This is a genomic window from uncultured Serinicoccus sp. (assembly GCF_947487915.1).
Classification (GTDB): Bacteria; Actinomycetota; Actinomycetes; order Actinomycetales; family Dermatophilaceae; genus Ornithinicoccus.
Genome location: NZ_CANKYH010000003.1, coordinates 263,378 through 289,555 on the forward strand (window position 1 = coordinate 263,378; position 26,178 = coordinate 289,555).

General features: G+C 73.7%; 24 protein-coding genes. 11 read left to right on the top strand and 13 right to left on the bottom strand.

Annotation, left to right across the window (positions count from 1 at the left end; all coding sequences use genetic code 11):
- Positions 1 to 17: 17 nt before the first annotated feature.
- The 4 genes from Q0795_RS04780 to Q0795_RS04795 all read right to left on the bottom strand — a co-directional run bounded on the left by Q0795_RS04780 (position 18) and on the right by Q0795_RS04795 (position 4,770).
- Positions 18 to 1,274, bottom strand: coding sequence for an MFS transporter (locus Q0795_RS04780; protein ID WP_298887213.1), 1,257 nt, complete (start codon positions 1,272 to 1,274; stop codon positions 18 to 20).
- Positions 1,275 to 1,427: 153 nt separating this feature from the next.
- Positions 1,428 to 2,009, bottom strand: a complete 582-nt coding sequence (locus tag Q0795_RS04785; protein ID WP_298887216.1) for a class F sortase — start codon at positions 2,007 to 2,009, stop codon at positions 1,428 to 1,430.
- 19 nt (positions 2,010 to 2,028) lie between these two features.
- Complete coding sequence (locus Q0795_RS04790) at positions 2,029 to 2,676, bottom strand: hypothetical protein (RefSeq protein ID WP_298887219.1); 648 nt, start codon at positions 2,674 to 2,676, stop codon at positions 2,029 to 2,031.
- Positions 2,677 to 2,850: 174 nt separating this feature from the next.
- Positions 2,851 to 4,770: a cation:proton antiporter gene (locus tag Q0795_RS04795; RefSeq protein ID WP_298887222.1), complete on the bottom strand. Its 1,920-nt coding sequence runs from the start codon at positions 4,768 to 4,770 to the stop codon at positions 2,851 to 2,853.
- Between the two features lie 77 nt (positions 4,771 to 4,847).
- On the opposite strand from Q0795_RS04795, the gene Q0795_RS04800 reads away from it, so the two are divergent.
- Positions 4,848 to 5,270, top strand: coding sequence for a cyclopropane-fatty-acyl-phospholipid synthase family protein (locus Q0795_RS04800; protein ID WP_298887225.1), 423 nt, complete (start codon positions 4,848 to 4,850; stop codon positions 5,268 to 5,270).
- Positions 5,271 to 5,280: 10 nt separating this feature from the next.
- Positions 5,281 to 6,345, top strand: coding sequence for a hypothetical protein (locus tag Q0795_RS04805; protein ID WP_298887228.1), 1,065 nt, complete (start codon positions 5,281 to 5,283; stop codon positions 6,343 to 6,345).
- A gap of 146 nt (positions 6,346 to 6,491) precedes the next feature.
- On the opposite strand, the gene Q0795_RS04810 is transcribed toward Q0795_RS04805, so the two are convergent.
- A complete protein-coding gene (locus tag Q0795_RS04810; protein WP_298887231.1) occupies positions 6,492 to 7,103 on the bottom strand; it encodes a biotin transporter BioY in 612 nt (203 codons plus the stop codon).
- A gap of 210 nt (positions 7,104 to 7,313) precedes the next feature.
- Here Q0795_RS04810 and Q0795_RS04815 point away from each other — a divergent pair, with 210 nt between their 5' ends.
- Positions 7,314 to 8,333 (top strand): ATP-dependent 6-phosphofructokinase, encoded by a 1,020-nt coding sequence (locus Q0795_RS04815; RefSeq protein WP_298887233.1) that lies wholly within the window; start codon positions 7,314 to 7,316, stop codon positions 8,331 to 8,333.
- Between the two features lie 107 nt (positions 8,334 to 8,440).
- Positions 8,441 to 9,721, top strand: coding sequence for a threonine ammonia-lyase IlvA (gene ilvA, locus Q0795_RS04820; protein WP_298887238.1), 1,281 nt, complete (start codon positions 8,441 to 8,443; stop codon positions 9,719 to 9,721).
- Positions 9,722 to 9,767: 46 nt separating this feature from the next.
- Here ilvA and Q0795_RS04825 read toward each other — a convergent pair whose 3' ends face one another.
- Entirely contained in the window at positions 9,768 to 10,646 is an 879-nt protein-coding gene (locus Q0795_RS04825) for a siderophore-interacting protein (protein WP_298887241.1), read from the bottom strand.
- Between the two features lie 56 nt (positions 10,647 to 10,702).
- On the opposite strand from Q0795_RS04825, the gene Q0795_RS04830 reads away from it, so the two are divergent.
- The 4 genes from Q0795_RS04830 (at position 10,703) to Q0795_RS04845 (ending at position 14,698) form a co-directional block, all read left to right on the top strand.
- Positions 10,703 to 11,758 (top strand): iron-siderophore ABC transporter substrate-binding protein, encoded by a 1,056-nt coding sequence (locus Q0795_RS04830; RefSeq protein ID WP_298887244.1) that lies wholly within the window; start codon positions 10,703 to 10,705, stop codon positions 11,756 to 11,758.
- Positions 11,759 to 11,865: 107 nt separating this feature from the next.
- Complete coding sequence (locus Q0795_RS04835) at positions 11,866 to 12,813, top strand: iron ABC transporter permease (RefSeq protein ID WP_298887541.1); 948 nt, start codon at positions 11,866 to 11,868, stop codon at positions 12,811 to 12,813.
- A gap of 35 nt (positions 12,814 to 12,848) precedes the next feature.
- Positions 12,849 to 13,859: an iron chelate uptake ABC transporter family permease subunit gene (locus tag Q0795_RS04840; RefSeq protein WP_298887544.1), complete on the top strand. Its 1,011-nt coding sequence runs from the start codon at positions 12,849 to 12,851 to the stop codon at positions 13,857 to 13,859.
- Positions 13,856 to 14,698 (top strand): ABC transporter ATP-binding protein, encoded by an 843-nt coding sequence (locus Q0795_RS04845; protein ID WP_298887247.1) that lies wholly within the window; start codon positions 13,856 to 13,858, stop codon positions 14,696 to 14,698. Before Q0795_RS04840 ends, Q0795_RS04845 begins: the two co-directional genes overlap by 4 nt.
- Before the next feature lie 309 nt (positions 14,699 to 15,007).
- Here Q0795_RS04845 and Q0795_RS04850 read toward each other — a convergent pair whose 3' ends face one another.
- Entirely contained in the window at positions 15,008 to 17,239 is a 2,232-nt protein-coding gene (locus tag Q0795_RS04850; protein WP_298887250.1) for an MMPL family transporter, read from the bottom strand.
- 96 nt (positions 17,240 to 17,335) lie between these two features.
- On the opposite strand from Q0795_RS04850, the gene Q0795_RS04855 reads away from it, so the two are divergent.
- Genes Q0795_RS04855 through moaA form a run of 3 tightly spaced genes read left to right on the top strand, consistent with a single transcriptional unit; the run spans position 17,336 to position 19,460 of the window.
- On the top strand, positions 17,336 to 17,863 hold the full coding sequence (locus tag Q0795_RS04855; protein ID WP_298887253.1) for a MarR family transcriptional regulator: 528 nt from the start codon (positions 17,336 to 17,338) through the stop codon (positions 17,861 to 17,863).
- 20 nt (positions 17,864 to 17,883) lie between these two features.
- Positions 17,884 to 18,435 (top strand): MogA/MoaB family molybdenum cofactor biosynthesis protein, encoded by a 552-nt coding sequence (locus tag Q0795_RS04860; RefSeq protein ID WP_298887256.1) that lies wholly within the window; start codon positions 17,884 to 17,886, stop codon positions 18,433 to 18,435.
- Positions 18,429 to 19,460: a GTP 3',8-cyclase MoaA gene (moaA, locus tag Q0795_RS04865; protein WP_298887259.1), complete on the top strand. Its 1,032-nt coding sequence runs from the start codon at positions 18,429 to 18,431 to the stop codon at positions 19,458 to 19,460. Before Q0795_RS04860 ends, moaA begins: the two co-directional genes overlap by 7 nt.
- A gap of 96 nt (positions 19,461 to 19,556) precedes the next feature.
- On the opposite strand, the gene Q0795_RS04870 is transcribed toward moaA, so the two are convergent.
- The 6 genes from Q0795_RS04870 to Q0795_RS04895 form a co-directional block, all read right to left on the bottom strand.
- Entirely contained in the window at positions 19,557 to 21,353 is a 1,797-nt protein-coding gene (locus tag Q0795_RS04870) for a hypothetical protein (RefSeq protein WP_298887262.1), read from the bottom strand.
- Positions 21,354 to 21,358: 5 nt separating this feature from the next.
- Positions 21,359 to 22,774 (bottom strand): sugar ABC transporter substrate-binding protein, encoded by a 1,416-nt coding sequence (locus Q0795_RS04875; RefSeq protein ID WP_298887265.1) that lies wholly within the window; start codon positions 22,772 to 22,774, stop codon positions 21,359 to 21,361.
- Between the two features lie 256 nt (positions 22,775 to 23,030).
- Positions 23,031 to 23,270: a MoaD/ThiS family protein gene (locus tag Q0795_RS04880; RefSeq protein ID WP_298887268.1), complete on the bottom strand. Its 240-nt coding sequence runs from the start codon at positions 23,268 to 23,270 to the stop codon at positions 23,031 to 23,033.
- A 157-nt stretch (positions 23,271 to 23,427) separates the two neighbouring features.
- The gene (locus Q0795_RS04885) at positions 23,428 to 24,090 is read right to left on the bottom strand and encodes an NTP transferase domain-containing protein (RefSeq protein WP_298887271.1); all 663 of its coding nucleotides are present in this window, start codon (positions 24,088 to 24,090) and stop codon (positions 23,428 to 23,430) included.
- 29 nt (positions 24,091 to 24,119) lie between these two features.
- Complete coding sequence (locus Q0795_RS04890) at positions 24,120 to 25,259, bottom strand: ThiF family adenylyltransferase (RefSeq protein WP_298887274.1); 1,140 nt, start codon at positions 25,257 to 25,259, stop codon at positions 24,120 to 24,122.
- Positions 25,260 to 25,290: 31 nt separating this feature from the next.
- Positions 25,291 to 26,157: a hypothetical protein gene (locus Q0795_RS04895; RefSeq protein ID WP_298887277.1), complete on the bottom strand. Its 867-nt coding sequence runs from the start codon at positions 26,155 to 26,157 to the stop codon at positions 25,291 to 25,293.
- Positions 26,158 to 26,178 lie beyond the last annotated feature (21 nt).

Sequence of the window (26,178 nt, forward strand, 5' to 3'; positions counted from 1 at the left end):
GCAGGAGGGTGTGGCGTTCAGCGGGTCAGGTCGGCCTCGCGCCGGCCCCGGCCGGCCCGCGGTCCGACGTGGCGCCGGTGCACGAGCAGCGAGACGCCGAGCACGACGAGGCCGGCCACGGAGAGGGCGGCCCCGACGAGGGCGGGCGCGCGGTAGCCGTAGCCCGCGGCGATGACCAGCCCGCCGACCCAGGCCCCCAGCGCGTTGGCCACGTTGAGGGAGGCGTGGTTCATGGCCGCGCCGAGGGTCTTGGCCGGGCCGGCGACCTGCATGAGCCGCAGCTGCAGCCCGATCACCCAGGCCGAGCTGAAGAGGCCGATGGCGGCGACCGTGAGCATGGCCGGGACGAGTGAGCCGGAGCTCCAGAAGAAGACGAGCAGGGCCGCCGCCGAACCGGCGCCGGTGAGGACCAGGGTGCGCAGCACCGACCAGTCCCCCAGCCGACCGCCGAGCCACGTCCCCACGATCGACACCACGCCGTACACGAGCAGGAAGACGGGCACCCAGCTCTCGGCGAGACCGGTGACGTCGGTGAGCGTCGGGGCGATGTAGGAGTAGGTGGCGAACATGCCGCCGAAGCCGACGGCCCCGATCGCGAGGGTGAGCCAGAACTGGGTGCTCGTGAAGGCCCGCAGCTCGGCCCGGCGCGAGCGGGTCCGGTCGCTCGGCGTGCGCGGCACCCACAGGCGCACGAGCACCGCGGCCAGCAGCCCGATGACGGCGACCGCCCAGTAGCTCACCCGCCAGCCGAAGATCTGCCCGGCCCAGGTGCCGAGGGGCACCCCGGCCAGCAGGGCGATCGGGATGCCCAGCATGACCGTGCCGACCGCGCGGCCGCCGCGCCCCGGGGGTGCGAGGGAGATGGCGACGAGCGAGGCCAGGCCGAAGAAGCCGGCGTGCGGCAGCCCGGCCACGAAGCGGGCGGCCACGAGCGTGCCGAGCGTGGGCGCGAGCGCCGCGGCGGCGTTGGCCACCGCGAAGAGCAGCATGAGGCCGACGAGGACGGCGCGACGCGGCAGCCGGGCGGCCCCCACCGCGGCGACCGGGGCACCCACGACCACACCGAGCGCGTAGGCGGAGATGGCATACCCGGCGGTCGGGATGGAGACGTCGAGCCCGGTCGCGATCTGCGGCAGCACCCCCATGGTGACGAACTCGGCGACCCCGATGCCGACGCCGCCCAGGATGAGGGCCGCGAAGGCGAGGGTGTGCGGCTGGCCGCCCGCGGGGGGACGCTCGGTGGCGGGCTGGGCGGTGGCGGACAGGGTCGACAAAAGGAGGCCTCGGGTCTGAGGGGCACGACGGTGGGGGATGTCCGCACCTGCGGCACGGACCTCACCAGCCTAACCCCGCCGTCCCCCACCCCCATTCCCCTTCACTCCTGCCTGCACCGGGCGCGCGCCCGGTGCAGAAGGATGGGGGCGCGGTCAACCGTCGACGGCCTCGGCGATCGCGACGAAGTTGGCCTTCTGCCCTCCGTCGCTGCGGGCGCCCAGAGAGGGGTCGCAGGTGATGAGGGCGATCCGCGCCACCTCGTCCTGGTCGCCCCAGACCGCCTCGCTGCGCTGCAGGCCCTCCTTGGAGATCTGCTGGGTCGAGGTGATGACGAAGTCGCGGGTCCCGCCATGCCCGTACCCGACCGTGACGACGTCGCCGTCGCTCACCTCGGCCAGGTCGTAGAACACGTCCGGCTCGTCGTAGTAGGTGACGTGCGCGGCGATGACCGCCGTCCCCCTCTGGCCGGGGACGACGCGGTCGGACCCGACGTACCAGATCGCCTCGCCCTGGTCGGGGTTGATCGTCCCCTGCGGCGTGAGGCCCTCGGGCGCGATCGGCTCCTCCTCCAGCCCCGCCGCCGGCGCCGTGACCCACTCCGGCGCCGCGTCGCCCTCGGCGTGGACGGGCCGCCCGTCGGTGCCCTGGATCACCCCCACCGCCTGGACGGCGAGCGCGCTGACCCCGAGCGCGCCCACCAGCAGCCCGGTGGGCAGCAGCAGGCGGGCGTTCACGGTCGGGCTCCGGGAGGACTCAGCCCTGGTCGCGCTGCGGCTGGCGACGCAGACCCAGGGCGGCGGCGCCGGCACCGGCGACCGCCAGGACGGCACCACCGACGAGCAGCGGCGACAGCCCGGCCTCGCGCAGCGGCCCGTCGGTCTCGACCGCGGGCCCGGCGGCCTGCACGTCCTCCTCGGCCTGGTCGGCCTGCACGGCGTCCTCGTCCGCACCTGCCGCCTCGTCGTCCCCGGCGGCGGCCTCGTCCTCGGTCCCCGCCTGGTCCTCGCCGGCGTCACCGCCGCCCGACTCCTCCTCGGGCGCCGGCGCCTCCTCCTCGGTGGCCGCGCTGCCCTGGCACAGGGTGATCTCGCGGATGACGGCCCCGCCGTCGCTGCCGTAGGTCTCCCCGTAGACCGGGTTCGCGACCTCGACGGCGCTGTCGTCCGAGGTGAGGGTCAGGGCGACCCACTCGTTGCCCCCCTCGAGGTATGGCCCGTGCGTCGCCTCGTCGAGGTACGTCGCCGTCGCAGTGCCGGGCATGGCCATGACGTCGCACCGCACGTTGTCGTAGGTGTCGGCCAGCTGGTCCTCGTCGACCGCCAGGGCGGGGCCGGCGGCCAGCGCGGTGAGCGCGGCCGCTCCGGCCGCGACGGTCAGGGTCCGCAGGGTCGTGGTGCTCATGAGGGTCCTCTCCGCAGGCACGCGGTTCGTCGCGGTCCGGGCCGTCCCGTGCGCGGACCAGCCCGATCACACGAATCACATCTGTCACATTCGACGCTTCCGCACCCTAGCGACGCGTGCGCACACCCGGAACCACCCGCCCGGCGTGTCGTCGAACCGCAGGTACGGGGCTGGTCAGCGCGCGTGCACCAGCGCGACGAGGGTGGCGCCCTCCTGGGGCAGGTGGCTGCGCGGGGTGACGACCGTCGCCACCCCGTCCTGCACGACGAACATGAGGACCGCGTCCGGCTCCCGCTCCCGGAAGTCGTCGAGCGTGTGCTGGGAGGTCAGTCGGGTCTTGCGCACCTGCATCCCCTCCCGGGTCGCGGTGTCCAGCTCGGGCGCCGACATCGGCGGGGAGAAGGCCACCTGCGCGGTGAGCTTGCTGGCGGTCTGCTGCTTGGCCTTGGCCTCCGACAGCGTGCCGCCACTGCCCGCGTTGGTGCGGTCCCGGGGCCGGGACCGCCGCGGCAGGGACTCGCCCTGGCGCCGCAGCTGGTAGGTGTTGGACTGGCCGAGGGCGTGCCCGAACTCGCGGGCCGCCGTCGAGTTGGTGTCGTCGTCGTGCGTGGCCGCGACGAGGGAGCCGAGACCGGCCAGCTCCATGTCCTCCACGGCATACTCCGAGAGGATGTGGGTGCGCTCCACCCGCAGCCCCGCCATCCGCGCCTGCGCCACCTCGGCCGGGGCCAGCGAGACGAGCAGCGTCGGCACCTTGAGCTCGGTGAGCACCCCCGCGGCCTGGCGCGCCCACAGCGGCGCCCCGGCGAAGAGGACGCCGTTGGGCGTCGTCGTCGCCAGCCCCAGCCGCTCGGCCAGGCGCCCCACCCCCAGCCCGTAGACCGCGACCGTCACGACGATCGTCACGAACACCAGGGGCACCAGGTCGGCCGAGGCGACCACCAGCTGCTCCAACCGCTCCGCCGAGGCCTCGAGCGCGAGGCTCTCCCGGGCGTCCTCGCCGCCCAGCGCGGCCAGCGATCGCGCCTCGTCGGCCGCGTGCTCGATCTCCAGCGCGAAGATGCTCGTCACCGCGGCGGCCACGATGCCCCGCGGCGCCATGAAGGCGAGCAGGGTGCGTTCCTGCCGCGTCGCCTGGGTGCCGAGCAGCCCCAGCGCGACGGACGCCGGGCGCACCACCAGGAGCAGGAGCAGGACGAAGACCGCCGCCGTCGGGGCGATGGCCACCACCTCGGCGGGGCTGACCCGTCCGGCCAGCAGCACGAAGAGCGCCCCCACGATGAGCACCTGCAGGTGCTCCTTGAACTCCCGCACGTGCTCCAGCCGCAGCCCCGGCCGGTTGGCGAGGTAGATCCCCAGCATCGTCACGGTCAGCAGGCCGCTCTCGGACTGCAGCTCGTTGGAGATCACCAGCGACCCCACCGCGACGGCGAGGAAGGTCACGCCCTCGAGGAAGTCCGGGATGAGGTGGCGCCGCATCGCCACCTCCAGCAGGACGCCGAAGAGCAGGGCGAGCACGGTGGAGATGACGACCGTCCGGCCCAGGGTGAGCGCGGCCGTCGCGAGCGCTCCGTCGGGGCCGCCGACGATGATGGCCTGGAAGACGAGCACGGCGAGGATCGCGCCGATGGGGTCGACGACGATGCCCTCCCACCGCAGCATGGAGGACACCCGTCGCGTGGGGCGCAGCTGGCGGATGATGGGGGCGATGACGGTGGGGCCGGTCACCACGAGCAGCGCCCCGATGAGCAGCGCGAGCTGCCACTCGACCCCGGCCACGATGGCGGCCACGGTGGTCAGCGCCCACGCCAGCAGCACCGTGACCGAGCAGAGCCGGAGGACGGCCGTGCTCAGGCCCCGCAGGTCGCGGAACCGCAGGGACAGCGACCCCTCGAAGAGGATCACGCCGACCGCCAGGTTGACGCCCGCGAAGAGCAGGTCCCGGCCGAGCACGGTCTCGGGGCTGACGAACTGCCCGAGCCCGAACCCGACGACGAGCAGCAGCAGGATCGAGGGCACCCGCAGCCGGTATGCCGTGAGCTGGCACACGATGGCGACCCCGAGCACGAGGGCGAGGTAGGGGGCGGGCGGCACGCTCGCAGTCTGCCAGCACCGCACGTCCCGGCCCCGCTCACCGGCGCGTCGTCGTACGCCGGCCCTACGCTGACGGGATGGCTCTGTCACCGCGGCTGGCCGCCGTCGTCGACGCCCTCCCCCTGCGTCCGGGGATGCGGGTGCTCGAGATCGGCGGGGCCCCGGGCGCGGCCGCGCGCGAGGTGGCGCGGCGCATCGGCGAGGGCCACGTGCACGTCGTCGACAGGTCGGCCAGGGGCGTCCGGCTGATCGAGCGCACCTGCGCGGCGGAGATCCAGGCGGGGCTCCTCTCGGTCAGGTGCGTGGACGTGCAGGACCTCGACCCGGCCGGTCAGGAGCCGTTCGACCTGGCCTTCGCCTGCCGGGTCGGGGTCTTCGACGGCCGCCACCCCGGGGAGGAGGCGCGGCGCCGGGTCGCGGCCGTCCTGGCCCCGGGCGGGCGCTTCTTCGTCGACGGCGGCGACCCGCTGCGCGAGGTCGACCTGCGCGCCGCTGGCTAGCCTGGGCGTCGTGGACCAGCAGGCGGACGAGGCAGACCAGTCCGACGAGGCGCTGCGCGCGGCGGTCTCCGCCGTGTATGCCGCCCCGCCCGCCGACTTCGTCGCGACCCGCAAGGAGTGGGTCGCCCGGCTGCGCTCGCAGGGGAGCAAGGACCTGGCCAAGGAGGCGGCTGCGCTGCGCAAGCCGAGCGTCGCGGCGGCCGCGGTCAACGCCCTCGTCCGGGCCGAGGACCCCGCCGCGGGCCGGTTGCGCGAGGTGGGCACCCGGCTGCGGCACGCCCAGTCCGCGATGGACGTGAGCGGGCTGCAGGAGCTGCGCGGCGAGCGCGACGCGGTGCTGGCCGAGTGGGTCGCGGCCGCGCGCCGGCACGCGCCGGTGCCGCTCACGGCCGCCGGCGAGAGCGAGGTCCGGGACACCGGGGTCGCGGCCCTGGCCGGCGCGGACGCGACCGAGGTGGTCCTCGGCGGGACGTTGACCCGGGCACTGGCCTACAGCGGGTTCGGCGAGGTCGACGTCGCCGACGCGGTGGCGCGCACGAGCACCGGGGTCGTGCTCACCCGCATCGAGGGCGGGGGCGCGGGGGACGAGGCCGCGCCCACCGGGGTCGGCGACGACGCCCGGGACGAGGGGGCCACGTCTGGCCGGTCCGGCGGCCAGCCCGACGATCCCGGTGAGCCGGGCGCCTCGGGCGACACGGACGACGCGGACGACGCGGGCGACTCGGGCGGTTCCGGCGATGCCGGCGGTGCCGAGCGATCGGTCGACGGGCTGGAGCTGCAGCGGCTGCAGGAGGAGCTCGAGAGCGCCGAGACCCAGGTCGCTCGGGCGCGGGAGGCCCGGAAGCAGGCTGCGGCGACGCAGAGCCGGCGGCAGGACGAGCTCGAGGTCGCCCGGTCCGGGGTGGAGCAGGCCCGCCGCCTGCTGGCCCAGGCCGAGCAGCACCAGGCGACGGCGCAGGCGCGAGCCGACCGTGCCCAGACGGACGAGGATGCCGCGGACGAGGCCCTGGCGGCGGCGCGCGTCGCCCGCGACGAGGCGCGACGTCGGCTCGAGGAGGCCCAGGACGCCGGCTGAGGAGCCGAGTCGGCGCGTCGGTCCCGCGCCTCCCGAGGCCAGCGGCCCCACTCATACGGAGAAGGTGTTCCTCTGCGCGGATGCATCACGGCGGAGGAACACCTTCTGCGTACGAGTGACGTGCGGTCAGTCGCGCCCGGCGTCGGTCAGTCGCGCCCGGAGTCGAGCCGACGCACGATCGCCCACACGGCCGGGAAGATCGCGGCGGCGATGCCGGCCTTGACGATGCCCGGCACGATGAACGGCGTGATGCCGACGGCGGCGATCGCGGCCGGGTCGCTCATGCCGAGGATGCCGGCCAGGTAGGGCACGCCGACCAGGAAGGGCGCGGCCGTGGCGAGCAGGAAGCCGACCATGGCGAGCCCGACGTGGCGGTCCCAGGCCCGCTCGGCCGCCCAGCCGGCGATCGCGGCGGCGGCGACGAAGCCGATGATGAAGCCGAAGGAGGGGGCCATGAGGTAGGCCGGGCCCCCCGCGCCGCCGGCGAAGATCGGCGCTCCCGCCAGGCCGGCGAACATGTAGGTCGTCAGGGCCGCGGCACCACGGCGCATCCCCAGCGCCGACCCGACGAGCACGACGCCGAGGGTCTGCCCGGTGATGGGGACCGGCCCGATGCGGAACTCGACGAGGGCCAGCAGCGAGACCACGACCACGCCGCCGGCGACGAGCCCGACGTCGGTGAGGACCCCCCGCCGCGGCAGGAGCCGGTCGGCGAGGACGAGCGACGGTGCGGGGGACGAGGCGGAGGCGGTCGACATGGGGCACAGGATGCCACAGCCGCACCCACGCGGCGGGCCGCCACGACCGGCCCCCCGGACCTGGGCGACCGGCCCCTCGGACCTGGGGGCGACTGGCACCTGGGTGACGTGACGTCATACCCTGGGACCGCACTGGCGCCGGTCACTGCCCCCTGGGGTGGCCGGCGCGATGTCGTTGCCGCCCTGTGAGACCCCGACGAAGGACACTGCATGAAGATCGGCCTGCTGACCTCGGGTGGTGACTGCCCCGGCCTCAACGCCGTCATCCGCGGGGTGGTCCTCAAGGGGGACCGGATCTACGAGCACGAGTTCGTCGGCATCAAGGACGGCTTCCGCGGTCTGGTCGAGGACGACATCGTCCCGCTGCCGCGCAAGCGGGTCCGCGGACTGTCCAAGGTCGGCGGCACCATCCTCGGCACCTCCCGGATCAGCCCGATCCGCACCGGCGGCATCGACCGGGTCAAGGAGGTCATGGACAAGCACGAGATCGACGCGCTCGTGGCGATCGGCGGCGAGGGGACGCTGACCGTCGCCCGGATGTTCCACGACGAGGGCATCAACGTCGTCGGCGTGCCCAAGACGATCGACAACGACCTCTCGGCCACCGACCGGACCTTCGGCTTCGACACCGCGGTGTCCATCGCGACCGAGTCCATCGACCGGCTGCGCACCACCGGAGAGGCGCACTCACGCTGCATGGTCGTGGAGGTCATGGGCCGGCACGTCGGCTGGATCGCCCTGCACGCCGGCATCGCCAGCGGGGCGCACGCGATCCTCATCCCCGAGGTACCGGTGAGCGCCGACCAGCTGTGCCAGTGGGTGCAGAACGCCATGGACCGCGGTCGCGCGCCGACCATCGTGGTCGCCGAGGGCTTCACCTTCGCCGGGGCCGAGCAGGTCGCCAGCGACCGGGTCGACGGTTTCGGCCGCCCGCTGCTCGGCGGTATCGGCGAGGCGGTGACCCGCGCCATCGAGGAGCACACCGGCATCGAGACCCGCAACACCACCCTGGGCCACCTGCAGCGCGGCGGCGTCCCCAGCTCCTACGACCGGGTGCTGGCCACCCGGTTCGGCACCGCCGCGATCGACTCGGTCAGCGCCAAGAAGTGGGGCACGATGGTGGCGCTGAACGGCATGGACATCGTCAACGTCAACCTGCGCGACGCGACCAGCGAGCTCAAGCTCGTCCCCCGTGACCAGTGGGACGAGGCCGCCATCATGTTCGGCTGAGGCCGCTGGTCCGGACGATCGACCCGCCGCCCACCGTGCCGCCCGCCCCCTTGACCTCGCGTCACCCTGCGTCCAGGGCGGGCGCGAGGCGCACCTAGGATCGCGGTATGCCGTTCCCCGAGCCCGTGCACGCCTCCCCCGACCAGGCGCTGCCGACGGCGACCGACATCGAGCAGGCCGCGGGACGGATCGCGGGGCGGGTGGGTCGCACCGCCCTGGAGCGCAGCGTCCGGCTCTCGGAGCAGACCGGCGCCTCGGTGTGGCTCAAGCGGGAGGACCAGCAGCCGGTGCGGTCCTACAAGGGTCGCGGCGCGGCCAACCTCATCGCCCAGCTCGACAGCGAGCAGATCTGGGCCGGGGTCGTCTGCGCGAGCGCCGGCAACCACGCCCAGGGCGTGGCGTACGCGTGCGCCACCCTGGGCGTCAACGCCCGCATCTACCTGCCCGCCAACACCCCCCGGCAGAAGCGCGACCGGGTCGCCGACATCGGGGGCGACTGGGTCGAGGTCGTGGTCGGGGGCCGGACCTACGACGAGGCCGCGGCCGCCGCGCTCGCCGACGCGGAGCGCACCGGCGCGACCCTCGTGCCCGCCTTCGACCACCCGCACACCATCGCCGGCCAGGGGACGATCGCCCGGGAGATCAGCGAGGACCTCCCCGGTCCCCCTGACCTCGTGGTCGTCCCGTGCGGTGGGGGCGGGCTGCTCGCCGGGTGCCTCACGTGGTTCGGCGAGCGGGCACCCCAGGTGCGGGTCGTCGCCGCGGAGCCGGCCGGCGCCGCCAGCATGATGGCCGCCACCCGCGCCGGCGAGCCGGTCGCGCTGGCCGAGATCGACCGCTTCGTCGACGGAGCGGCGGTGCAGAAGGTCGGGACGCACACCTTCGAGGTGGTGCGACGGCATACCCCCGAGCTGGTCGCCGTGCCCGAGGGCCGCATCTGCACCGAGATGATCCGGCTCTACCAGAGCGAGGGCATCATCACCGAGCCCGCCGGGGCGCTCGCGCCGGCCGCGCTGGAGGGTCTGGGCGACCTCAGCGGCCTCACGGTCGTCGTGGTGGTGTCCGGCGGCAACAACGACCTGCTGCGCTACCCGGAGGTGATGGAGCGCTCGCTCATCCACGAGGGCCTCAAGCACTACTTCCTCGTGGACTTCCCGCAGGAGCCGGGGATGCTGCGGCAGTTCCTCGACGAGGTGCTGGGCCCGGACGACGACATCGCCCTGTTCGAGTACGTCAAGCGCAACAACCGCGAGACCGGCCCGGCCCTGGTCGGGATCGAGCTCGGGGCGCGCGAGGACCTCGGGCCGCTGCTGGAGCGGCTGGAGGCCAGCTCGATGCAGATCGAGCCGATCCAGCCCGACAGCCCGCTCTTCCGCTTCATCCTCTGAGCACCGGCCGGCGCGGGAGGTCCGCACCGGACGCGCGGTGGGGACGTCAGTGGCTCGCGCCGGCCTTCCAGTAGCCGCAGAAGCTGATCTGCTTCTTGGGTATGCCGTGCCGCACCCAGTGGCGGCGCGCGGCGGTGGCGAGGTCGGACTCGCCGGCGACCCAAGCATACACCTCCTCGTCCTCTGGCACGGGCACCCGCCCCAGCTCGGCGAGGGCGGCCGTCCCCGGCCTGGCGGCGGAGGTGCCCCGCACGACCCAGCGCACCTCGACCCCCTCGGGTGCACCCAGGTCGTGGCAGTCGTCCGGGTGCGGCACCTCGACCACGGCGACGCCGCGCGCGACCCGGGGGAGATCCCGCAGGATGCCGGCGAGCGCCGGCAGACCGGCCTCGTCGGCGGCCAGGAGGACGGTCGCCTCCTCGGGCCCGGCGTAGATCGTGCCCTCGTCGATGATCGCGACCTCGTCGCCGACCACGCAGGTCTGGGCCCAGGTCGAGGCCGGCCCGGCGGTGCCCTCGGCGGCGCTGCCGTGCACCACGAGGTCGACGTCGATCTCCGGCCCCGGACCGTGCACCCCGGTCTCGCGGTGGGCGCGGATGGTGTAGTTGCGGATGACCGGCCGCTCCTGCGCCGGCACGAGCATGAAGCGCGCGTAGCTGGCGGTGGTCACCGCCTCGGGGACGTGACGCAGGGACTCGACCCCCCCGGTCGGCAGGAACAGCCGGAACCACTGGTCGAAGCCCATCGGCACCAGGTCGGCCACCTCCCCGCCCCCCAGCGTCACCCGCGCGAGCGAGGGTGTGGGCCGCGAGCGGGCCAGGACGTGCATCCGCAGCGGTCGGGCGTCCACCGGCTTGCGCCGGGTGACCTGCGCGCTTCTCCGGGCCATCAGCGGCTCCTGGTGCTCGGGGTCGAATTGGTGCACACAGAAGCATCGTATATACATGAGGTCTGCCTTACCTAACCGTCCTAAGGAGACACATGCGTACCTCTCGCACGGCGAGCGTCAGCGCCGCGCTGACCGCCACCCTCGTCCTCGCCGCCTGCGGGGGAAGCTCTGCCGAGGACGGGGCCGACGCCGACGGGGGTGCGGACCAGGAGTCCGCGGCACCGGCCGACGCCGCCGCCTTCCCGGTGACCGTCGAGCACGCCTTAGGCGAGACCACCATCGAGGAGCAGCCCGAGCGGGTCGCCTCCGTCGCCTGGGCCAACCACGAGGTGCCGCTGGCTCTCGGCATCGTGCCGGTGGGCATGAGCGAGGCCACCTGGGGGGACGACGACGGCAACGGCGTGCTGCCCTGGGTCGAGGACGCGCTCGCGGAGATGGACGCCGAGACCCCGGTCCTCTTCGACGAGACCGACGGCATCGACTTCGAGGCCGTGGCCGACACCGAGCCCGATGTCATCCTCGCCGCCTACTCCGGCCTCACCCAGGAGGAGTACGACACGCTCAGCCAGATCGCGCCGGTCGTGGCCTACCCCGAGCTCGCCTGGGGCACCACGTGGCAGCAGATGGTCGAGCTCAACAGCCAGGCCCTGGGGATGGCCGAGGAGGGTGACGCCCTGGTCGAGGAGCTGGAGGGCTACGTCTCCGACACCGTGGCCGACTACCCCGAGCTCGAGGGCATGAGCGCGATGTTCAGCTCGCACAGCACCGACGACCTGAGCCAGGTCGGCTTCTACACCACCAACGACCCGCGCGCGCTCTTCCTCGAGGAGCTCGGCATGAGCACGCCCGAGCTGGTCGCCGAGCGGTCCGCGCAGAGCGACACCTTCTACGAGACGGTGAGCGCGGAGAACGCCGACCTGCTCGAGGACGTCGACCTGCTGGTGACCTACGGCGACGACGCCCTGCTGACCCAGCTGCAGGACGACGCCCTCGTCTCGGAGATCCCGGCCGTGGAGGACGGCGCCGTCGTCATGCTGGAGAACGACACCCCGCTCGCCGCGGCCGCCAACCCCTCGCCGCTCGCCCTCGAGTGGGGCCTGACCGACTTCCTCGACAGGGTCTCCGCCGCCGCAGAGAAGAGCCGGTGACCGACACCCTCACCGCCGCCCCGCCGGACGCCGCGACCCCCGCGGCGCGCCGGCGGGTCGGCACGCGGGCATACCGCCTCACCGCCCTCGTCGCGGCGCTCGGCGCGCTGGTGCTCGCCGGGGTCCTGTCGGTCACCTTCGGCGCCCGGGAGATCGCGTACGCCGACCTCGTCGCCGCGCTCGGTGGCGCGCAGGACAACATCTCGCAGGCCGCCGTGGCGCAGCGCGTCCCCCGCACCTTCCTGGCCATGCTCGTCGGCGCCGCCCTCGGCCTGGCCGGCGCCGTCATGCAGGGCGTCACCCGCAACCCCCTCGCCGACCCGGGCATCCTCGGGGTCACCTCCGGCTCCTCGCTGGCGGTGGTGGTCGGCATCGCCTTCTTCGGGCTGTCGACCTCCGGTGGCTACATCTGGGTGGCGATCCTCGGCGCGGCGGTCGCGGCCGCCGTCGTCTACGCCATCGGCTCGATGGGGCGCGGCGGTGCCACCCCCCTCAAGCTGGCCCTGGCCGGAGCCGCGATGTCCGCGGCCTTCTCCTCCCTCGTCAGCGCGATCCTGCTGCCGCGGATCCAGGTGATGGACTCCTTCCGCTTCTGGCAGATCGGCGGCGTCGGCGGGGCGACGCCGGAGAAGATCACCGTGGCCCTCCCCTTCCTGCTCGGCGGCACGCTCCTGTCCTTCCTCGTGGCCCGGGGCCTCAACTCGCTGGCGCTGGGTGACGACCTGGCCGCGGGTCTGGGCGAGCGGGTGGCGCTGACCCGCGCGCTGGCGGCGGTCGGCGCGGTCACGCTCTGCGGTGCGGCGACCGCCGTCGCCGGACCGATCGGCTTCGTCGGTCTGGTCGTCCCGCACGCCTGCCGGCTCGTCGTCGGCACCGACCACCGGTGGCTGCTCCCGCTGTCCATGCTCGTCGGGGCGGTCCTGCTCACCCTCGCCGACGTCGTCGGGCGGGTCGTGGCGCGGCCTGCGGAGGTCGACGTGGGCATCATCACCGCGCTCATCGGGGCGCCGGTCTTCATCATCATCGTGCGCCGGATGCGGGCGAGGGCGCTGTGAGCACGGCATACGCGACCCGTCCCTCCCCGTCCCCGCTGCGCGCGGGCCGTCGGCGCCGGGTCGCGAGCCGTCGTCGCGCCGCCGCCCTGCTCGGGGTGCTGGTGCTCACGCTCTTCGCGCTGAGCCTCATGGTGGGCCAGACGTTCTACGGGCCCGGGGAGGTGTGGCGGGTCGTCCTCGGGCAGGACGTGCCCGGCGCCTCCTTCACCGTCGGCACGCTCCGGCTGCCGCGCGCCGTCCTCGGCCTGGTCGCCGGTGCCTCGCTCGGGATCGCGGGTGTGACCTTCCAGACCATGCTGCGCAACCCCCTCGCCTCCCCCGACATCATCGGCATCAGCGCCGGGGCCAGTGCCGCCGCCGTGGTCGGCATCGTGGTGCTGCGGGTGGACGAGGCGCTGGTGTCCGGGATGGCGATCGTGGCCGCGCTGGTGACGGCGCTGGTCATCTACCTGCTCGCCTACCGCGACGGCGTCCTGGGCACCCGGCTCATCCTCATCGGCATCGGCATCGCGGCGATGCTGGACTCGGTCGTCGCCTACGTCATCGTGCGTGCCGCCGCGTGGGACCTGCAGGTCGCCATGCGCTGGCTCACCGGCAGCCTGAACGGCGCCACCTGGGGCATCGTCCTGCCGCTCGTCGTGGCGGCGGCGGTGCTCATGCCCGCGCTGCTCGCCCAGTCGCGCCAGCTGGACCTGCTGCAGCACGGTGACGACACCGCCAGCGCCCTCGGGGTGCGCGTGGAGCGCACCCGGCTGACGGTCATCGTGGCCGCGGTGGCGCTCATCGCCTTCGCGACCGCCGCGGCGGGCCCCATCGCCTTCGTCGCCTTCCTCGCCGGCCCCATCGCCGCGCGGGTCGTGGGGGCCGGGGGCTCGCTCATGATCCCCGCGGCGCTCACCGGCGCCCTGCTGGTCCTGGCGGCCGACCTCGCCGGGCAGCACCTCTTCGGCACCCGCTACCCGGTAGGCGTCATCACCGGGGTCCTCGGGGCGCCCTACCTCGTCTACCTGCTCATCCGCACCAACCGCGCCGGAGGCTCGTTGTGACCGACTCGCACACCCTCGTCGCCGAGCGCGTCAGCCTCGGCTACGGCGACCGCACCGTCGTCGAGGGGCTCGACCTCACCGTCCCCCCGGGCCGCATCACGGCCATCGTCGGCGCCAACGCCTGCGGCAAGTCCACGCTGCTGCGCGCCCTCTCCCGGCTGCTGGCGCCCAGCCAGGGGCAGGTGGTCCTCGACGGCAAGGCCGTGCACACCCAGCCCACCAAGGCCGTGGCGCGCACCATGGGGCTGCTGCCGCAGAGCCCGCTCGCCCCGGAGGGGATCGCCGTGGCCGACCTGGTCGCGCGCGGACGCAGCCCGCACCAGCGGATGCTGTCCCGGTGGGCCGTCGCGGACGAGCAGGCGGTCGAGGAGGCGCTGGGGCTGACCGGGACGAGCGACCTGGTGGACCGGGCGGTCGACGAGCTCTCCGGCGGTCAGCGCCAGCGCGTGTGGATCGCCATGGCCCTCGCCCAGCAGACCGACATCCTGCTCCTGGACGAGCCCACGACATACCTCGACATCTGTCACCAGATCGAGGTGCTCGACCTGCTCACCGACCTCAACCGCACCCGCGGCACGACGATCGTCATGGTGCTGCACGACCTCAACCTCGCCGCGCGGTATGCCGACCACCTCGTCGCGATGTGCGGCGGCCGTCTGCTGGCCGGCGGGCGGCCCGAGGACGTGCTCACCGCCGCGACCGTCGAGCAGGTCTTCGGGCTGCGCAGCCAGGTCGTGGCCGACCCCGTCTCCGGCAAGCCCATGGTGCTGCCCATCGGCCGCCACCACACCAGCACCCCCTCACCGGCCCACGCTCACGCCGCACCGCACGCGCGGTAAGACCGCCCACCCGGAGCGCATCGTCATCCGCGGCGAGGCCCGCCGGACCCTGGTCGAGGGGATGAAGCCGGCGGACGACGAGGTGGTGCTGCTGCATACATGGCACCAGGCGGCGCTCCGCCCGAGCTGAACCATTGGTCTGCCGTCAGCGCCGCCCGGTCGACTCGTAGGCAGAAGTGTCTCCTCTGCGGTGATGCATCACGGCAGAGGAAGCACTACTGCGTACCAGTGGCGGGAGCGGCCAGATCGCGCGTCCGGAGCCGCCGGATCGCGCGTCCGGAGCGGCCAGATCGCGCGTCCGGTGCGTCCTCAGCGCGCGTCCGGTGTCCCGGCAGGGGCCAGCTCCGCCGCGCCCTCGCCGCCGGTCTGCGTCTCCACCTCGTCGGGGCGGTGGCGGCCGGCCTGGTCCACGCGCCGCGGCCACCAGAAGCGCTCGCCCAGCACCCGGACGATCGCCGGGACCAGCACCGTCCGCACCAGCAGCGTGTCGAGCAGCACACCGATGCAGATCACCACGCCGATCTGGGCCAGCACCACCAGCGGCAGCACCCCCAGCACCGCGAAGACCGCCGCCAGCAGGATGCCGGCCGAGGTGATGACGCCACCGGTGGCGCCCAGCGCCCGCAGCACTCCGTCGCGCGTCCCGTGCACGCCGGCCTCTTCCAACGTCCGGGTGATGAGGAAGATGTTGTAGTCCACCCCCAGGGCGACGAGGAAGAGGAAGGCCAGCAGCGGCATGCTGGCGTCGATCGCGCCGAAGCCGAGCACTCCGGTGAAGAGCCACCACGACACCCCGATCGCCGCGCAGAAGGTCGCGACCACCGAGGCCACGAGGATGACCGGGGCGAGGACCGAGCGCAGCAGACCCATGAGCGCCAGGAGCACCAGCGCGAGGATGAGCGGCATAACGACGAACCGGTCGCGGACGTTGCCGTCGGACTCGTCCAGCGCCGAGGCGTCGCCCCCGGTGACGTGGGTCTCGGCATACCCGTCCACCGCGGCACGCACCTGCCCGACGGCCTCCTGGGCGGCTTCGCTGCCGGGCTCGGCCTCCAGCACGACCTGCACCTGACCGATGCCGTCGACCGGCTCGACCGGCGTCACCTGGGTGACCCCGTCGACGTCCTCCACGGCCGCGGCGAGCTCCTCCACCTGCGCATCGTCACCGCGCGTGACGACGACGAGGGGGTCGGAGGTCCCCGCCGGGAAGGACTCGCCCAGCCGCTCCGCCGCGGTGATCGCCTCGGGCGTCTCGAGGAACTGGTCCTCCGGCGCCAGCCCGCTGCTGATCTGGGTGATCCCGAACGCCATGGCGGCGAGCAGGGTGAGGGTCCCGGCGATGTATGCCGCGGGGGCCTTCGCGACCGCGTCACCGATGCGCCGCCACAGCGAGCGGGACTCCGCGAGCACGGCCTGCCCCTCGCGCGGCACCTGGGGCCAGAACACCCAGCGCCCGAAGACGACCAGCGCACCCGGGAGCACGAGCAGCACGAAGGCCATCGCCACCAGGACGCCGACCGCGCACGCCAGCCCCAGCCCGCGGGTCGAGGGGAAGACGGAGAGCAGCAGGCACAGCACGCCGACGACGACCGTGCTGGCGCTCGCGATGATCGCCTCGGCGGCCCGCCGCAGCGCCAGCGCCATGGCCTCGTGCCGCGAGGAGTGCGTACGCAGCTCGTCGCGGTAGCGGCTGATGAGCAGCAGCGCGTAGTTGGTGCCCGCGCCGAAGACGAGGACGGACAGGATGCCGATGGTCGACTCGTCCCACGGGATCCCGAAGAACTTGAGCACGTACGTCGCCGCGCTGGCCGCGGTCTGGTCGGCGACGCCGACGACGAGCAGCGGGATGACCCACAGGATGGGGCTGCGGTAGGTCACGATGAGCAGCAGCGCCACGACGGCCGCGGTGGTCCCGAGCAGGGTGATGTTGGCGCCGTCGAAGACGGAGGCCAGGTCGGCCTCGATCGCGGCCGGGCCGGTGACCTGCGCCGACACACCCTCGGGTACGCCGTCGCTCAGGTCGGTGCGCAGCTGCGTCACCACCTGCTGGGTGTCGGTCGCGGTCGGCGCGTCCAGGTCGATGACGCTGATCGCCGCCGTGCCGTCCTCGGCGGGGATGACCGGGTAGTCACCGCTCAGCCCCGGCGGCGGCCCGCCGCCCTCCTGGCCACTGCCCTCGGGAGCACCCGACCCCTCGGCCCCCGCGGGAGCCCCTGCGCCCTGGCCGGACCCCTGGGTGGCCGGCGGCTCGGCGCCCTCCGGGGCGACGTCCTCCATGAGCTGGGCGAGCTCGGGCAGCGACTCCTCGATGTCGGAGTCGGCGGTGAAGAGCACGATCGCCGTCTTGCTGCCCTCGTCGGGCAGCTCGTCCAGCAGTGCCTGGCCCTGGGTGCTGTCGAAGCCGGCCGGCAGGGTGTCCAGGGCGGACGCGCTGCGCTCGGCCTGGCCGACTCCGGCGATGAGCCCGACGCCGAGCAGCAGCCCGACCAGCGCGATGATCCAGGACCGAGGTGCGGTGAGCGCGGTCACGAGGCGAGACATCTGGGGTCCTCCGGCGTAGGCTGGGTCAGAATCGTCAGGCAAGTACCTAACCAAGTGAGCAATCTAGTGACCGAAAGTAGCACGGGACGGCCCCCGGTGACGAGCCAGGAGCCGACGTCCGGGGCCGGCCGGACCTCCGGTCCGGGCGGACGGGACACGGTGCGCCCCGAGGTGGGGCCGCAGACCCGGTGGGTCGACGCTTGGCAGCCCGGCCCGGTGCTGGACACCCTGCGCCGGCTGCTCGACAGCGGTCGCCGCGCCACCCCGGCACTCGCGCGCCGGGCCGGGCTGACGCATACCGAGCTCGCCGTGCTCGAGCACCTCATGGAGGACCCTGCGGGGCCCAGCGAGCTCGCCCAGCGCCTCGGCGTGACGACCGCCGCCGCCAGCGGGATCGTCGACCGGCTCGTCTCCCGCGGGCACGCGCAGCGCCAGCCGCACCCGACCGACCGCCGCCGCACCGCGGTGGTCGCCACCCCCAGCGGGCGGGAGGAGCTCATGGGGCACCTCATGCCGATGTTCGCCGAGCTGGCGCAGGTGGAGGCCTCGCTGACGGACGCCGAGCGCGAGGTCGTGCTGCGCTTCCTCACCGACGCGGACCGGGCCGTCGGGCGCCTGCTGTGACACGCACCTAGACTGAGGTGATGAGCCAGCAGGCTGGCGAGCACACGCAGGAGACGACGCCCGGGCGCCCGGGGGCCGTGGCGATCACCGTCTCCGACCGCAGCTCCGACGGACGCCGCGAGGACGAGAGCGGGCGACTCCTGGTCGCCGCGCTCCGCGACCTCGGGTATGCCGTCTCCTCCTCCTCCGTCGTCGTGCCGGACGGCGTGGAGTCGGTCGCCGATGCGCTGCGGGCGGCCGTCGCGGACGGCGCCCGTCTCGTCGTCACGACCGGCGGCACCGGCATGGGCCCTCGCGACCTCACCCCCGAGGGGACCCGGCAGGTCATCACCCGGGAGAACCCCGGCATGGCCGAGCTGATGCGCCGGGAGGGATCCCGGCAGACCCCCTACGCCGCGGTGTCGCGCGGCGTGGTCGGGGTCGTCGACTGGCCGGCCGAGCGCGGCGTCGGCGGCACCCTCGTCATCAACCTGCCCGGCCGCCCGGCCGCCGTCACCGAGGGCATGGACATCATCGGGCCGTTGCTGCGGCACGTGCTGTCACAGGTCAGTGGGGGTGACCACACGTGGTGACCCGGGACCCGCTGGTCGACAGCTACGGCCGGGTGCACCGGGACCTACGCATCTCGGTGACCGACCGCTGCTCGCTGCGCTGCACCTACTGCATGCCCGAGGACGGCGTGCCCTGGCTGCCCCGGGCGACGATGCTCACCACCGAGGAGGTCGTGCGCCTCGCCGACGTGGCGGTGTCCATGGGCATCGAGGAGGTCCGGCTCACCGGCGGCGAGCCGCTGCTGCGCCGTGACCTCGTCGACGTCGTCGCCGGACTCGCCGCGCTGGACCCGGCGCCCGAGATCTCGATGACCACCAACGCCATCGGCCTCGCCAAGAACGCCGCCGCCCTGCGCGAGGCGGGCCTGACGAGGGTCAACGTCAGCCTCGACACGCTGCGGCGCGACGTCTTCATCGCCCTCGCCAAGCGGGACCGGCTCGCCGACACCCTCGCCGGGGTCCACGCCGCCGCCGCGGCAGGGCTGGTCCCGGTCAAGATCAACACCGTCCTCATGCGCGGGGTCAACGACGCCGACGAGGACGTCGTGGCGCTGCTGACCTTCGCCCTCGAGCACGGCTACGAGCTGCGCTTCATCGAGCAGATGCCGCTGGACGCCCAGCACGGGTGGGACCGCTCGCAGATGATCAGCGGCGCAGAGATCCTGGCCAAGCTGCGCACCGGCTACGACCTCACCGCCCAGCCGGACGAGGCCCGCGGCAGCGCACCGGCCGAGCTGTTCGACGTCCGGCCCGTGGGCGCCGCACCCGCCAGCGAGCCGCTCGGCACCGTCGGCGCCATCGCATCGGTGACGATGCCCTTCTGCGGCAGCTGCGACCGGGTCCGGCTCACCGCCGACGGCATGATCCGCAACTGCCTCTTCGCCGCCGGGGAGACCGACCTGCGGACCCCTCTACGCGAGGGCGCCTCGGACGACGAGCTCGCCACGCTGCTCCGGGCCTCGATCACCGCCAAGCTGCCCGGGCACGGCATCAACCAGCCCGACTTCCTGCAGCCGCCCCGGCCCATGAGCGCCATCGGCGGCTGAGCCGGCCTCACCACCGGAGGGCCTCCGCCGACGCGGCGCGGCACGACCGCGGTCCGGGCAGTGCGGGAGGTCACCCCCCACCGGGCCGGGCGTGGGTCAGACCCCGGCGCCGACCGGCTCCTTCTCGCCGTCGTCCCCGGCGCTGCCCGCGTCGGCTCGCGCCTGCTCGTGCGCCCGCTGGTCCAGCGCCTTGCCGCGCCGCAGCTCCCAGTAGGCGGCGACGAAGTAGACCACCGTGCCGGTGATGGCGACGGTGTAGAACGTGTTGCGCTGCGTCAGGTAGGTGTAGATGTCCGGGCTGGCGAGGAAGACCACCAGGGCGTCGACGAGGATGACGGCGAGGGCGAGCATCCAGACCCCCCGCAGCACCCGGGTCAGCGTCGACGTGTCCTTGACGTGCCCCGGCAGGGACTTCGCCTGCTCGCGCTTGAACGCCTGGGCCCGTTCCAGGAACAGCTCGTTGTCCTTCACCTCCTCGGTGTAGTCGTCGGCTGCTCCGGCCCGTCTGGCGAGGGCGACGTAGAGCAGGCTGGCGACGATCCACGCGGGCACGAAGGCGAAGTAGGGGGAGATGATCTGGGTGATGTTCAGCAGGGCCCCCAGGCCGAAGGCCGTGGCCCAGGCGATGATGGCGGGCACGTTGGTGACCCCCTTGAAGCGCGCCCAGTACTCCGTGAGTCCGAAGCGCGGGAACAGCTTGTGCTCGGCATACACGATGCCGCCGACCGGTGCCAGGAGGACCCCGGCCCAGGTGACCAGCGGGGCGTAGTTGCGGTAGACGAACGGGAAGCACGCGACGACCACGACGATGACGCCGACGATGAGGGTCGCCCGACCGCGCGACATCGACGGGAAGACACCTTGCGTGGCGAGCCCCGCGCGGTAGAGGTTGGCGTTGGCGGTCGTCCAGCCCGCGACCACGACGGTGACGTAGCCGGCCCAGCCGAGCGCGACCCAGGAGACGTCGCCCGGGGACAGGACGGTGATGCTCGTCAGCGTGAGCGCAGCGGTGGCGGCGCCCATGAGTCCGGCGGAGAACCAGGCGACGTAGTGCCCGAAGAGCATGCCGGTCGAGGTCATGAGCCCGTGCCAGCCCTTGCGGGCGTAGCGCAGCAGCGCCATGTCGATCATTCCCGCGTGGGCGAAGCTGTTGGCCGCCCACGCCAGGCCGGCGACCTCGAGCATCCCGATGCCGGGCTCCCCCTCCGGTGTGACGCCGGTGAAGACCGTCGCGCCGGCGATGTCGACGAACTCGCTGAAGCTGCCGATCGTGGTCACCCCGGTGACCGACTCGGCGACGGCCGGCAGCAGCACGAGGCCACCGACGGTGAACATCGTCGCGAGCCACGGCCCGCAGATCGTCGCGAACTCGGCGAGCGCGTTGAACCCGAACACCGCGACGAGCACGGCGACGATGCTGAAGGCGACGACGAGGATGACGAAACCGAGATGGGTGGGGTATGCCTCCGCCTGCGTCGGGATGCCGATCACCCGTTGGACGGCGGTCGCCGACACGGTGAGCATGGCCGCCGAGATGACGGCGAAGACGATCGCGTTGGCGAGGTTGTAGATCCGGGAGATGGAGCCTCCCCCGAACCTCAGCAGGTAGGTGTAGACGCTCAGCCCGACCTCTCGGGCGACCGGGGTGGTGATGAGCCAGAAGGTGAGGACGGCCAGGGCGTTGCCGATGAGCAGCCCGATGAGGACGTCCCAGATCCCGGCGCCGAGGATGACGAAGGTGGCGCCGAAGACGAACTCGGTCCCGGCGACGTTCTCCGCGGCGTAGAGGCCGGCGAAGTGCTTGGCCCCGTGCTTCTCGTGCTCACCGACGGGCAGCAGCTCGGGGTCGGTGTTGGCGATCTGCCGGTCGATCTGCTCGGTGCTGCGTGCCATCGCTCTCAGTCCTCGGTGCTCTCGGAGTCGGCCTCGGCGTCCTCCTGGTCGGCGAGCAGTCGGGTCTGCTCGATGGTCTGGTCGGCGACCCACTGGCTGCGCTCCAGCGCCTCGTCCAGGTCGAGGTCACCGGTGATGGCCTGGGTCAGCTGCTGCCCGACGGCGTTGCCGAGACTCTGGAAGGCCGGCACGTCGACGTACTGCATGCCGACGTAGGGGACCGGCTCCGAGCTCGGCTCGGCGATGTCGGAGGTGCGGATCGACTCCAGGGTGAGCTCGGCGAAGGGCTCGGCCGCCTCCAGGTAGTCGGGGTTGTCGTAGAGGTCGACCCGGCTCCCTGGCGGCACCGCCGCCCAGCCCCGGTCCTCGGCGACGAGCCCGGCATACTCGCTGGACGTCGCCCACGTGACGAACTCGCGCGCGAGCTCGCTGTTGTCCGAGGACGCGGGGATGGCGAGCGCCCACGACCACAGCCAGTTGCTCGCACGCCCCTCGGGGGTGCCCGGCGCCATGGCGAACCCGACGTCCTCGGCCACGGTCGAGACCTCCGGGTCGGTGACGAAGCTGGCGGCCGAGGTCGCGTCGACCCAGACCCCGCACTCCCCCTCCTGGAAGAGGGCGAGGTTCTCGCTGTAGCCGGCCTCGGCGACACCGTCGGGCGCCAGGGCGGCGAGGGCGAGGTAGGTCTCGGCGGCCGAGCGCCACTGCTCGCTGTCCAGCTGGGCGCGCCAGTCCTCGTCGAACCAGCGCGCGCCGTAGGAGTGGGCCATCGCGGTGAGGACGGCACCGTTCTCGCCCCAGCCGGCCTTGCCGCGGATGCAGGCCCCGGCCGCGTCGGTCTGCTCGTCCACGGCGGTGGCGGCAGCGAGCACGTCCTCCCACGTCGGCTCGTCCGGCATCTCGACACCGACCTCCTCGAGCAGGTCGGTGCGGTACATCGTCACGCTCGACTCGCCGTAGAAGGGCGCCGCCTGCATCGTGCCGTCCGCGCTGAGGGCGTCGCGCACCTCCGGCACGAAGGCCTCGGGGTCGAACCCGTCCGGCATGTCGGTGAGCGGCGTCAGCAGCTCCTGACCGGCCCACACCTGCGCCTCGTAGGTCCCGACGGACGCCACGTCGAAGCGGCCGGCACCGGTGCCGACGTCGGTCGAGACCGTCTCCCGCAGCTCGTTCTCGCCCTGGCGGACCCACTCGATCTCGACGCCGGGATGCTCCTCGAGGAAGGCGGGGCTGAGCTCCTGCAGCACCTCCAGGTCGCCGTTGTCGACGACGGCGATGGTCAGGGTGTCCGGGCCGGTGTCCTCCTCGGCGCTGCACCCGGCCAGGGCCAGCAGCGACAGCGCACCGACGAGCGCCCCCGCCCTGCCTGCGCGCACCGGGGACGGTCGCCGGGAGGCGGGTGCGGACGGCTCTGGTCGCATGCGGTGACTCCTTCGTCAGGGGCGCCGGGCCCGCTCAGGTCCGGCGACCGATACCCGGACCACAAGGCTCGATCACCCCGCCCGGCCGTCGGCTCCACGCTCATGTGAGCATCGCGCGATGCACGTATGAGACATCTCCTAGCAAACGACACGTGACACTGCCTGTCAAGGCGGGGCGCCGAGGGCCGCAGCCGGACCGACGACGGGCGCGGGCGGGGTGGCGTGCTGGCCCGGCGCGGCGACGCGGACGGGAGGCTCAGCCGCCGGCGAAGGGCGGCAGCACGTCTAGGACGGCGTCGTGACGCAGCGGCAGAGCCGGGTCGGCGACGTACTGGCCGTCGTGCAGGACGGTGCTCAGGTCCAGGACCCGGGTGAGCTCGGCCCCGTGCCGCTCGCGCAGGGCGGCGAGCAGCGAGCCGAGGTCGTCCGCCTCGACGTGCTCGCTCTCGGTGCCGGCGGCCTCGGCGGCCGCGGCGAAGAACCTCACCGTCGCCATCGGGCCAGTCTTGCAGATGCGCCGGTATGCCGCGCCCCCCGCCATAGCGCCGTCTCCCAGCCGCCAGGTCATCTGTCAGCCTCCTCGAACGGGCTGCCAGTTGACGCCGCGGCTCGGAGATGACCGACGGGCCGACGGCGCTCGCCACGCCGTCGGGCTACTCCCAGCGCCGGAGGTCCTCCCAGGTGTCGATGTCGCCGAGCTGGCCGGGGTCGACCTCGACGTCGCCCCAGCGCAGGTCGGCGACGAGGGAGCGCACGGAGGCGTGCCGCGCCTCACCGATGCTGCGCAGGGCCGCCTCGAGACCGGCGCGCCGGTAGACCGCCAGCAGCCACTGGCGGCGCCCGGTGCCGTCGGAGGGGCACAGGGCGTCGACACCGGCACCAACCCTCGGCAGCCGGGCCCTCAGCAGGGCGAGCAGGCCGGCGGCCTGCGGCTGATCGACGGCGCAGATGGCTACCCAGACCGCCGGACGAGGGGCGGGACGGGCATCGAGTGCTGCGAGGCCGGCGGCGATCCCGGCCACCGGGCCGCCGCCGGGAGGGTTCTCGAGGGTGCGGTCGACGCCCGCCGGGACAGGGGTGTCCCCCACCACCACGACGCGCCCGCCGAGCTCGGCGTCCAGGACGCGCTCGAGCAGCGTCCGGCCGCCGACGACGAGCGCAGCCTTGTCGGCGCCGCCGAGGCGCTCGCCCCGACCGCCGGCCAGGACGACGAGGTCGACGTCGGGCAGCTCCGCCCCGCGACCAGCAGGCTGGCAGTCCCCGCCCTCGCGGTCACGGTTGCCACGCTCACCGCCCGGCTCCACCTGGGTCATCATCACGTCATCCTCAGGTCATCAGGAGGGGATCAGTACCTCGGCAGGGTCGGGTCCACCTGCTCGATCCAGCCGAGGATCCCGCCGGTCATGACGCTCACCTCGGCGTGCCCGAGACGCACGAGGTGGGCGGCCGCGCGCTGGGCCCGGGGGCCCGCCTTGCAGTAGACGACGACCGGTCCGGCGGGCAGGTGGTGGTCGAGGTCCTCCCAGCTCAGGACCTCACCGACCGGGACGAGCAGCGCCCCAGGGACGGCCCCGAGCTCGTGCTCGGCCGGCTCGCGCACGTCCAGGACCGTGGCAGGGGCAGAGGCCGCGCCGAGCATCGCAGCCACCTCCGCCGGGCCGACCTCGGGCAGCGGCACGACCGGCCGCAGCTGCTCGCGCTGCTCCGGCTGCACCACGGCACCGACCGGGCGCAGCGGCACCTCCCTCGTGCGCTGGGTGAGCGCGTCGATGAGCAGGATGCGGCCGACCAGCGGCTCCCCGAAACCGCAGACCAGCTTGACCACCTCCGCGGCCATGATCGAGCCCACCTGACCGACGAGCGCCCCGAGCACCCCCGCCTCCGAGCAGCTCGGGACGTCCTCCGCGCGCGGTGGCACCGGGAAGAGATCCCGCAGCGACACGGCGTCCTCGACGCCCGGCACGAAGGTCGACAGCTGGGCGTCGAAGCGCAGCACCGCGGCCCACACCAGGGGGACGCCCAGGGCGACGCAGGCGTCGGACACGGCATACCGGGTCGGGAAGTTGTCCGCCCCGTCGAGCACGACGTCGTGCCCGCGCAGCAGCTCCTGCGCGTTGCCCGGATCGATCCGGGTATGCCGCACGCTCACCGACACGTCCGGGTTCAGCCCGCGGACGAAGGCCTCGGCGGAGGCTCCCTTGGGGGTGCCCACGGCGTCGGCGCGGTGGATCACCTGCCGCTGGAGGTTGGTGACGTCCACGTCGTCGTCGTCGATGACGGTGAGGTGCCCGACACCGGCGGCGGCCAGGTAGGCCAGCACCGGGCTGCCGAGCCCGCCCGCCCCGACCACGGCCACCCGGGCGCGGAGCAGGCGGCGCTGCGCGGTCATGCCGAGTCCGGGCACCAGGAGGTGCCGCGAGTACCTGGACACCTGCTCGGGTGTCAGCGGCGGGCCGGGCTCGACCAGCGGCGGCAGCGAGGTCATGGACCCAGTGTGCACGCCCGCCGCGCGCGGTTCACCGCCGCGCCGGGACGGGGATGCGGCCGGAGCCGTCGCGCTGGACGACACCCTCGCCCACGAGGCGGCTGAGCCAGGGATGGTCCGGCTCGGCTCCCCAACGCTCACGCCAGACCGCGGCGTGGGCACGGGCGTAGCGCGCCTCCTGGTCCGGCGTCAGGCGCTCGCTGGGCTGGCGGTAGGCCTCCGCGCCGCCGACCCAGACCAAGGTCCCACCCGCCCGGGACACGACGTGGGCGAAGTCGTGCGCCTCCAGGCCCGGGCCGACGTAGTCGGTGCAGAAGCCGCCGGTCTGGTGGAAGTGGTCGGCGCTCAGCGCGAAGCTGGCCGGCGTGAAGAGGTGCAGACGCTGGTTGACCTGGGTCTCACCCGGGGCGAGGGCGGGCGCACCGGGCGCCCGCAGGCTCAGCTCGTGCATCTGGCGCAGCGGATAACCGAGCGCGGGGTTCTCCAGCGGCGGCAGCCGCAGGACCGGGGAGCTCCACACGACCGGACCGGGCGGGGTGCCGGTCTCCTGCTGGTCGGTGACGGCGGCGACATACCTCTCCAGCGTGCGCGGTCCGGGGATGACCGCGGCGTCGAGGAAGACGAGGACGTCGGCGCCCTGCTCGACGGCGAGCTCGGCGGCCCGGTTGCGGGCGGCGGCGTAGGGCAGCGCGCGTCGGTCGGTGGTGACGGGCTTGACGATCGTCTGCCAGCGGTCGGTCCCGAGGGGCAGGCGACCACGGGTGAGGTCGCGGTCCCCCATGGAGATGACGACGTGCAGGGCGGGGGGCATCGTCCCGACGGACAGGCCGTCCACCTGCGCCAGCAGGTGGTCATGGTGCCCGCGCGTCATGGTCAGCACAGCAACAGTCACGGGCACGCGCGCCAGCATAGGCAACCC

Excerpts from the sequence above, each read along its gene's own strand:
- Q0795_RS04790 (WP_298887219.1), bottom strand. The coding sequence starts at position 2,676 with ATGAGCACCACGACCCTGCGGACCCTGACCGTCGCGGCCGGAGCGGCC.
- Q0795_RS04800 (WP_298887225.1), top strand. The coding sequence starts at position 4,848 with ATGGCTCTGTCACCGCGGCTGGCCGCCGTCGTCGACGCCCTCCCCCTG.
- Q0795_RS04810 (WP_298887231.1), bottom strand. The coding sequence starts at position 7,103 with ATGTCGACCGCCTCCGCCTCGTCCCCCGCACCGTCGCTCGTCCTCGCC.
- Q0795_RS04815 (WP_298887233.1), top strand. The coding sequence starts at position 7,314 with ATGAAGATCGGCCTGCTGACCTCGGGTGGTGACTGCCCCGGCCTCAAC.
- ilvA (WP_298887238.1), top strand. The coding sequence starts at position 8,441 with ATGCCGTTCCCCGAGCCCGTGCACGCCTCCCCCGACCAGGCGCTGCCG.
- Q0795_RS04830 (WP_298887244.1), top strand. The coding sequence starts at position 10,703 with ATGCGTACCTCTCGCACGGCGAGCGTCAGCGCCGCGCTGACCGCCACC.
- Q0795_RS04850 (WP_298887250.1), bottom strand. The coding sequence starts at position 17,239 with ATGTCTCGCCTCGTGACCGCGCTCACCGCACCTCGGTCCTGGATCATC.
- Q0795_RS04860 (WP_298887256.1), top strand. The coding sequence starts at position 17,884 with ATGAGCCAGCAGGCTGGCGAGCACACGCAGGAGACGACGCCCGGGCGC.
- Q0795_RS04870 (WP_298887262.1), bottom strand. The coding sequence starts at position 21,353 with ATGGCACGCAGCACCGAGCAGATCGACCGGCAGATCGCCAACACCGAC.
- Q0795_RS04875 (WP_298887265.1), bottom strand. The coding sequence starts at position 22,774 with ATGCGACCAGAGCCGTCCGCACCCGCCTCCCGGCGACCGTCCCCGGTG.
- Q0795_RS04880 (WP_298887268.1), bottom strand. The coding sequence starts at position 23,270 with ATGGCGACGGTGAGGTTCTTCGCCGCGGCCGCCGAGGCCGCCGGCACC.
- Q0795_RS04885 (WP_298887271.1), bottom strand. The coding sequence starts at position 24,090 with ATGATGACCCAGGTGGAGCCGGGCGGTGAGCGTGGCAACCGTGACCGC.
- Q0795_RS04890 (WP_298887274.1), bottom strand. The coding sequence starts at position 25,259 with ATGACCTCGCTGCCGCCGCTGGTCGAGCCCGGCCCGCCGCTGACACCC.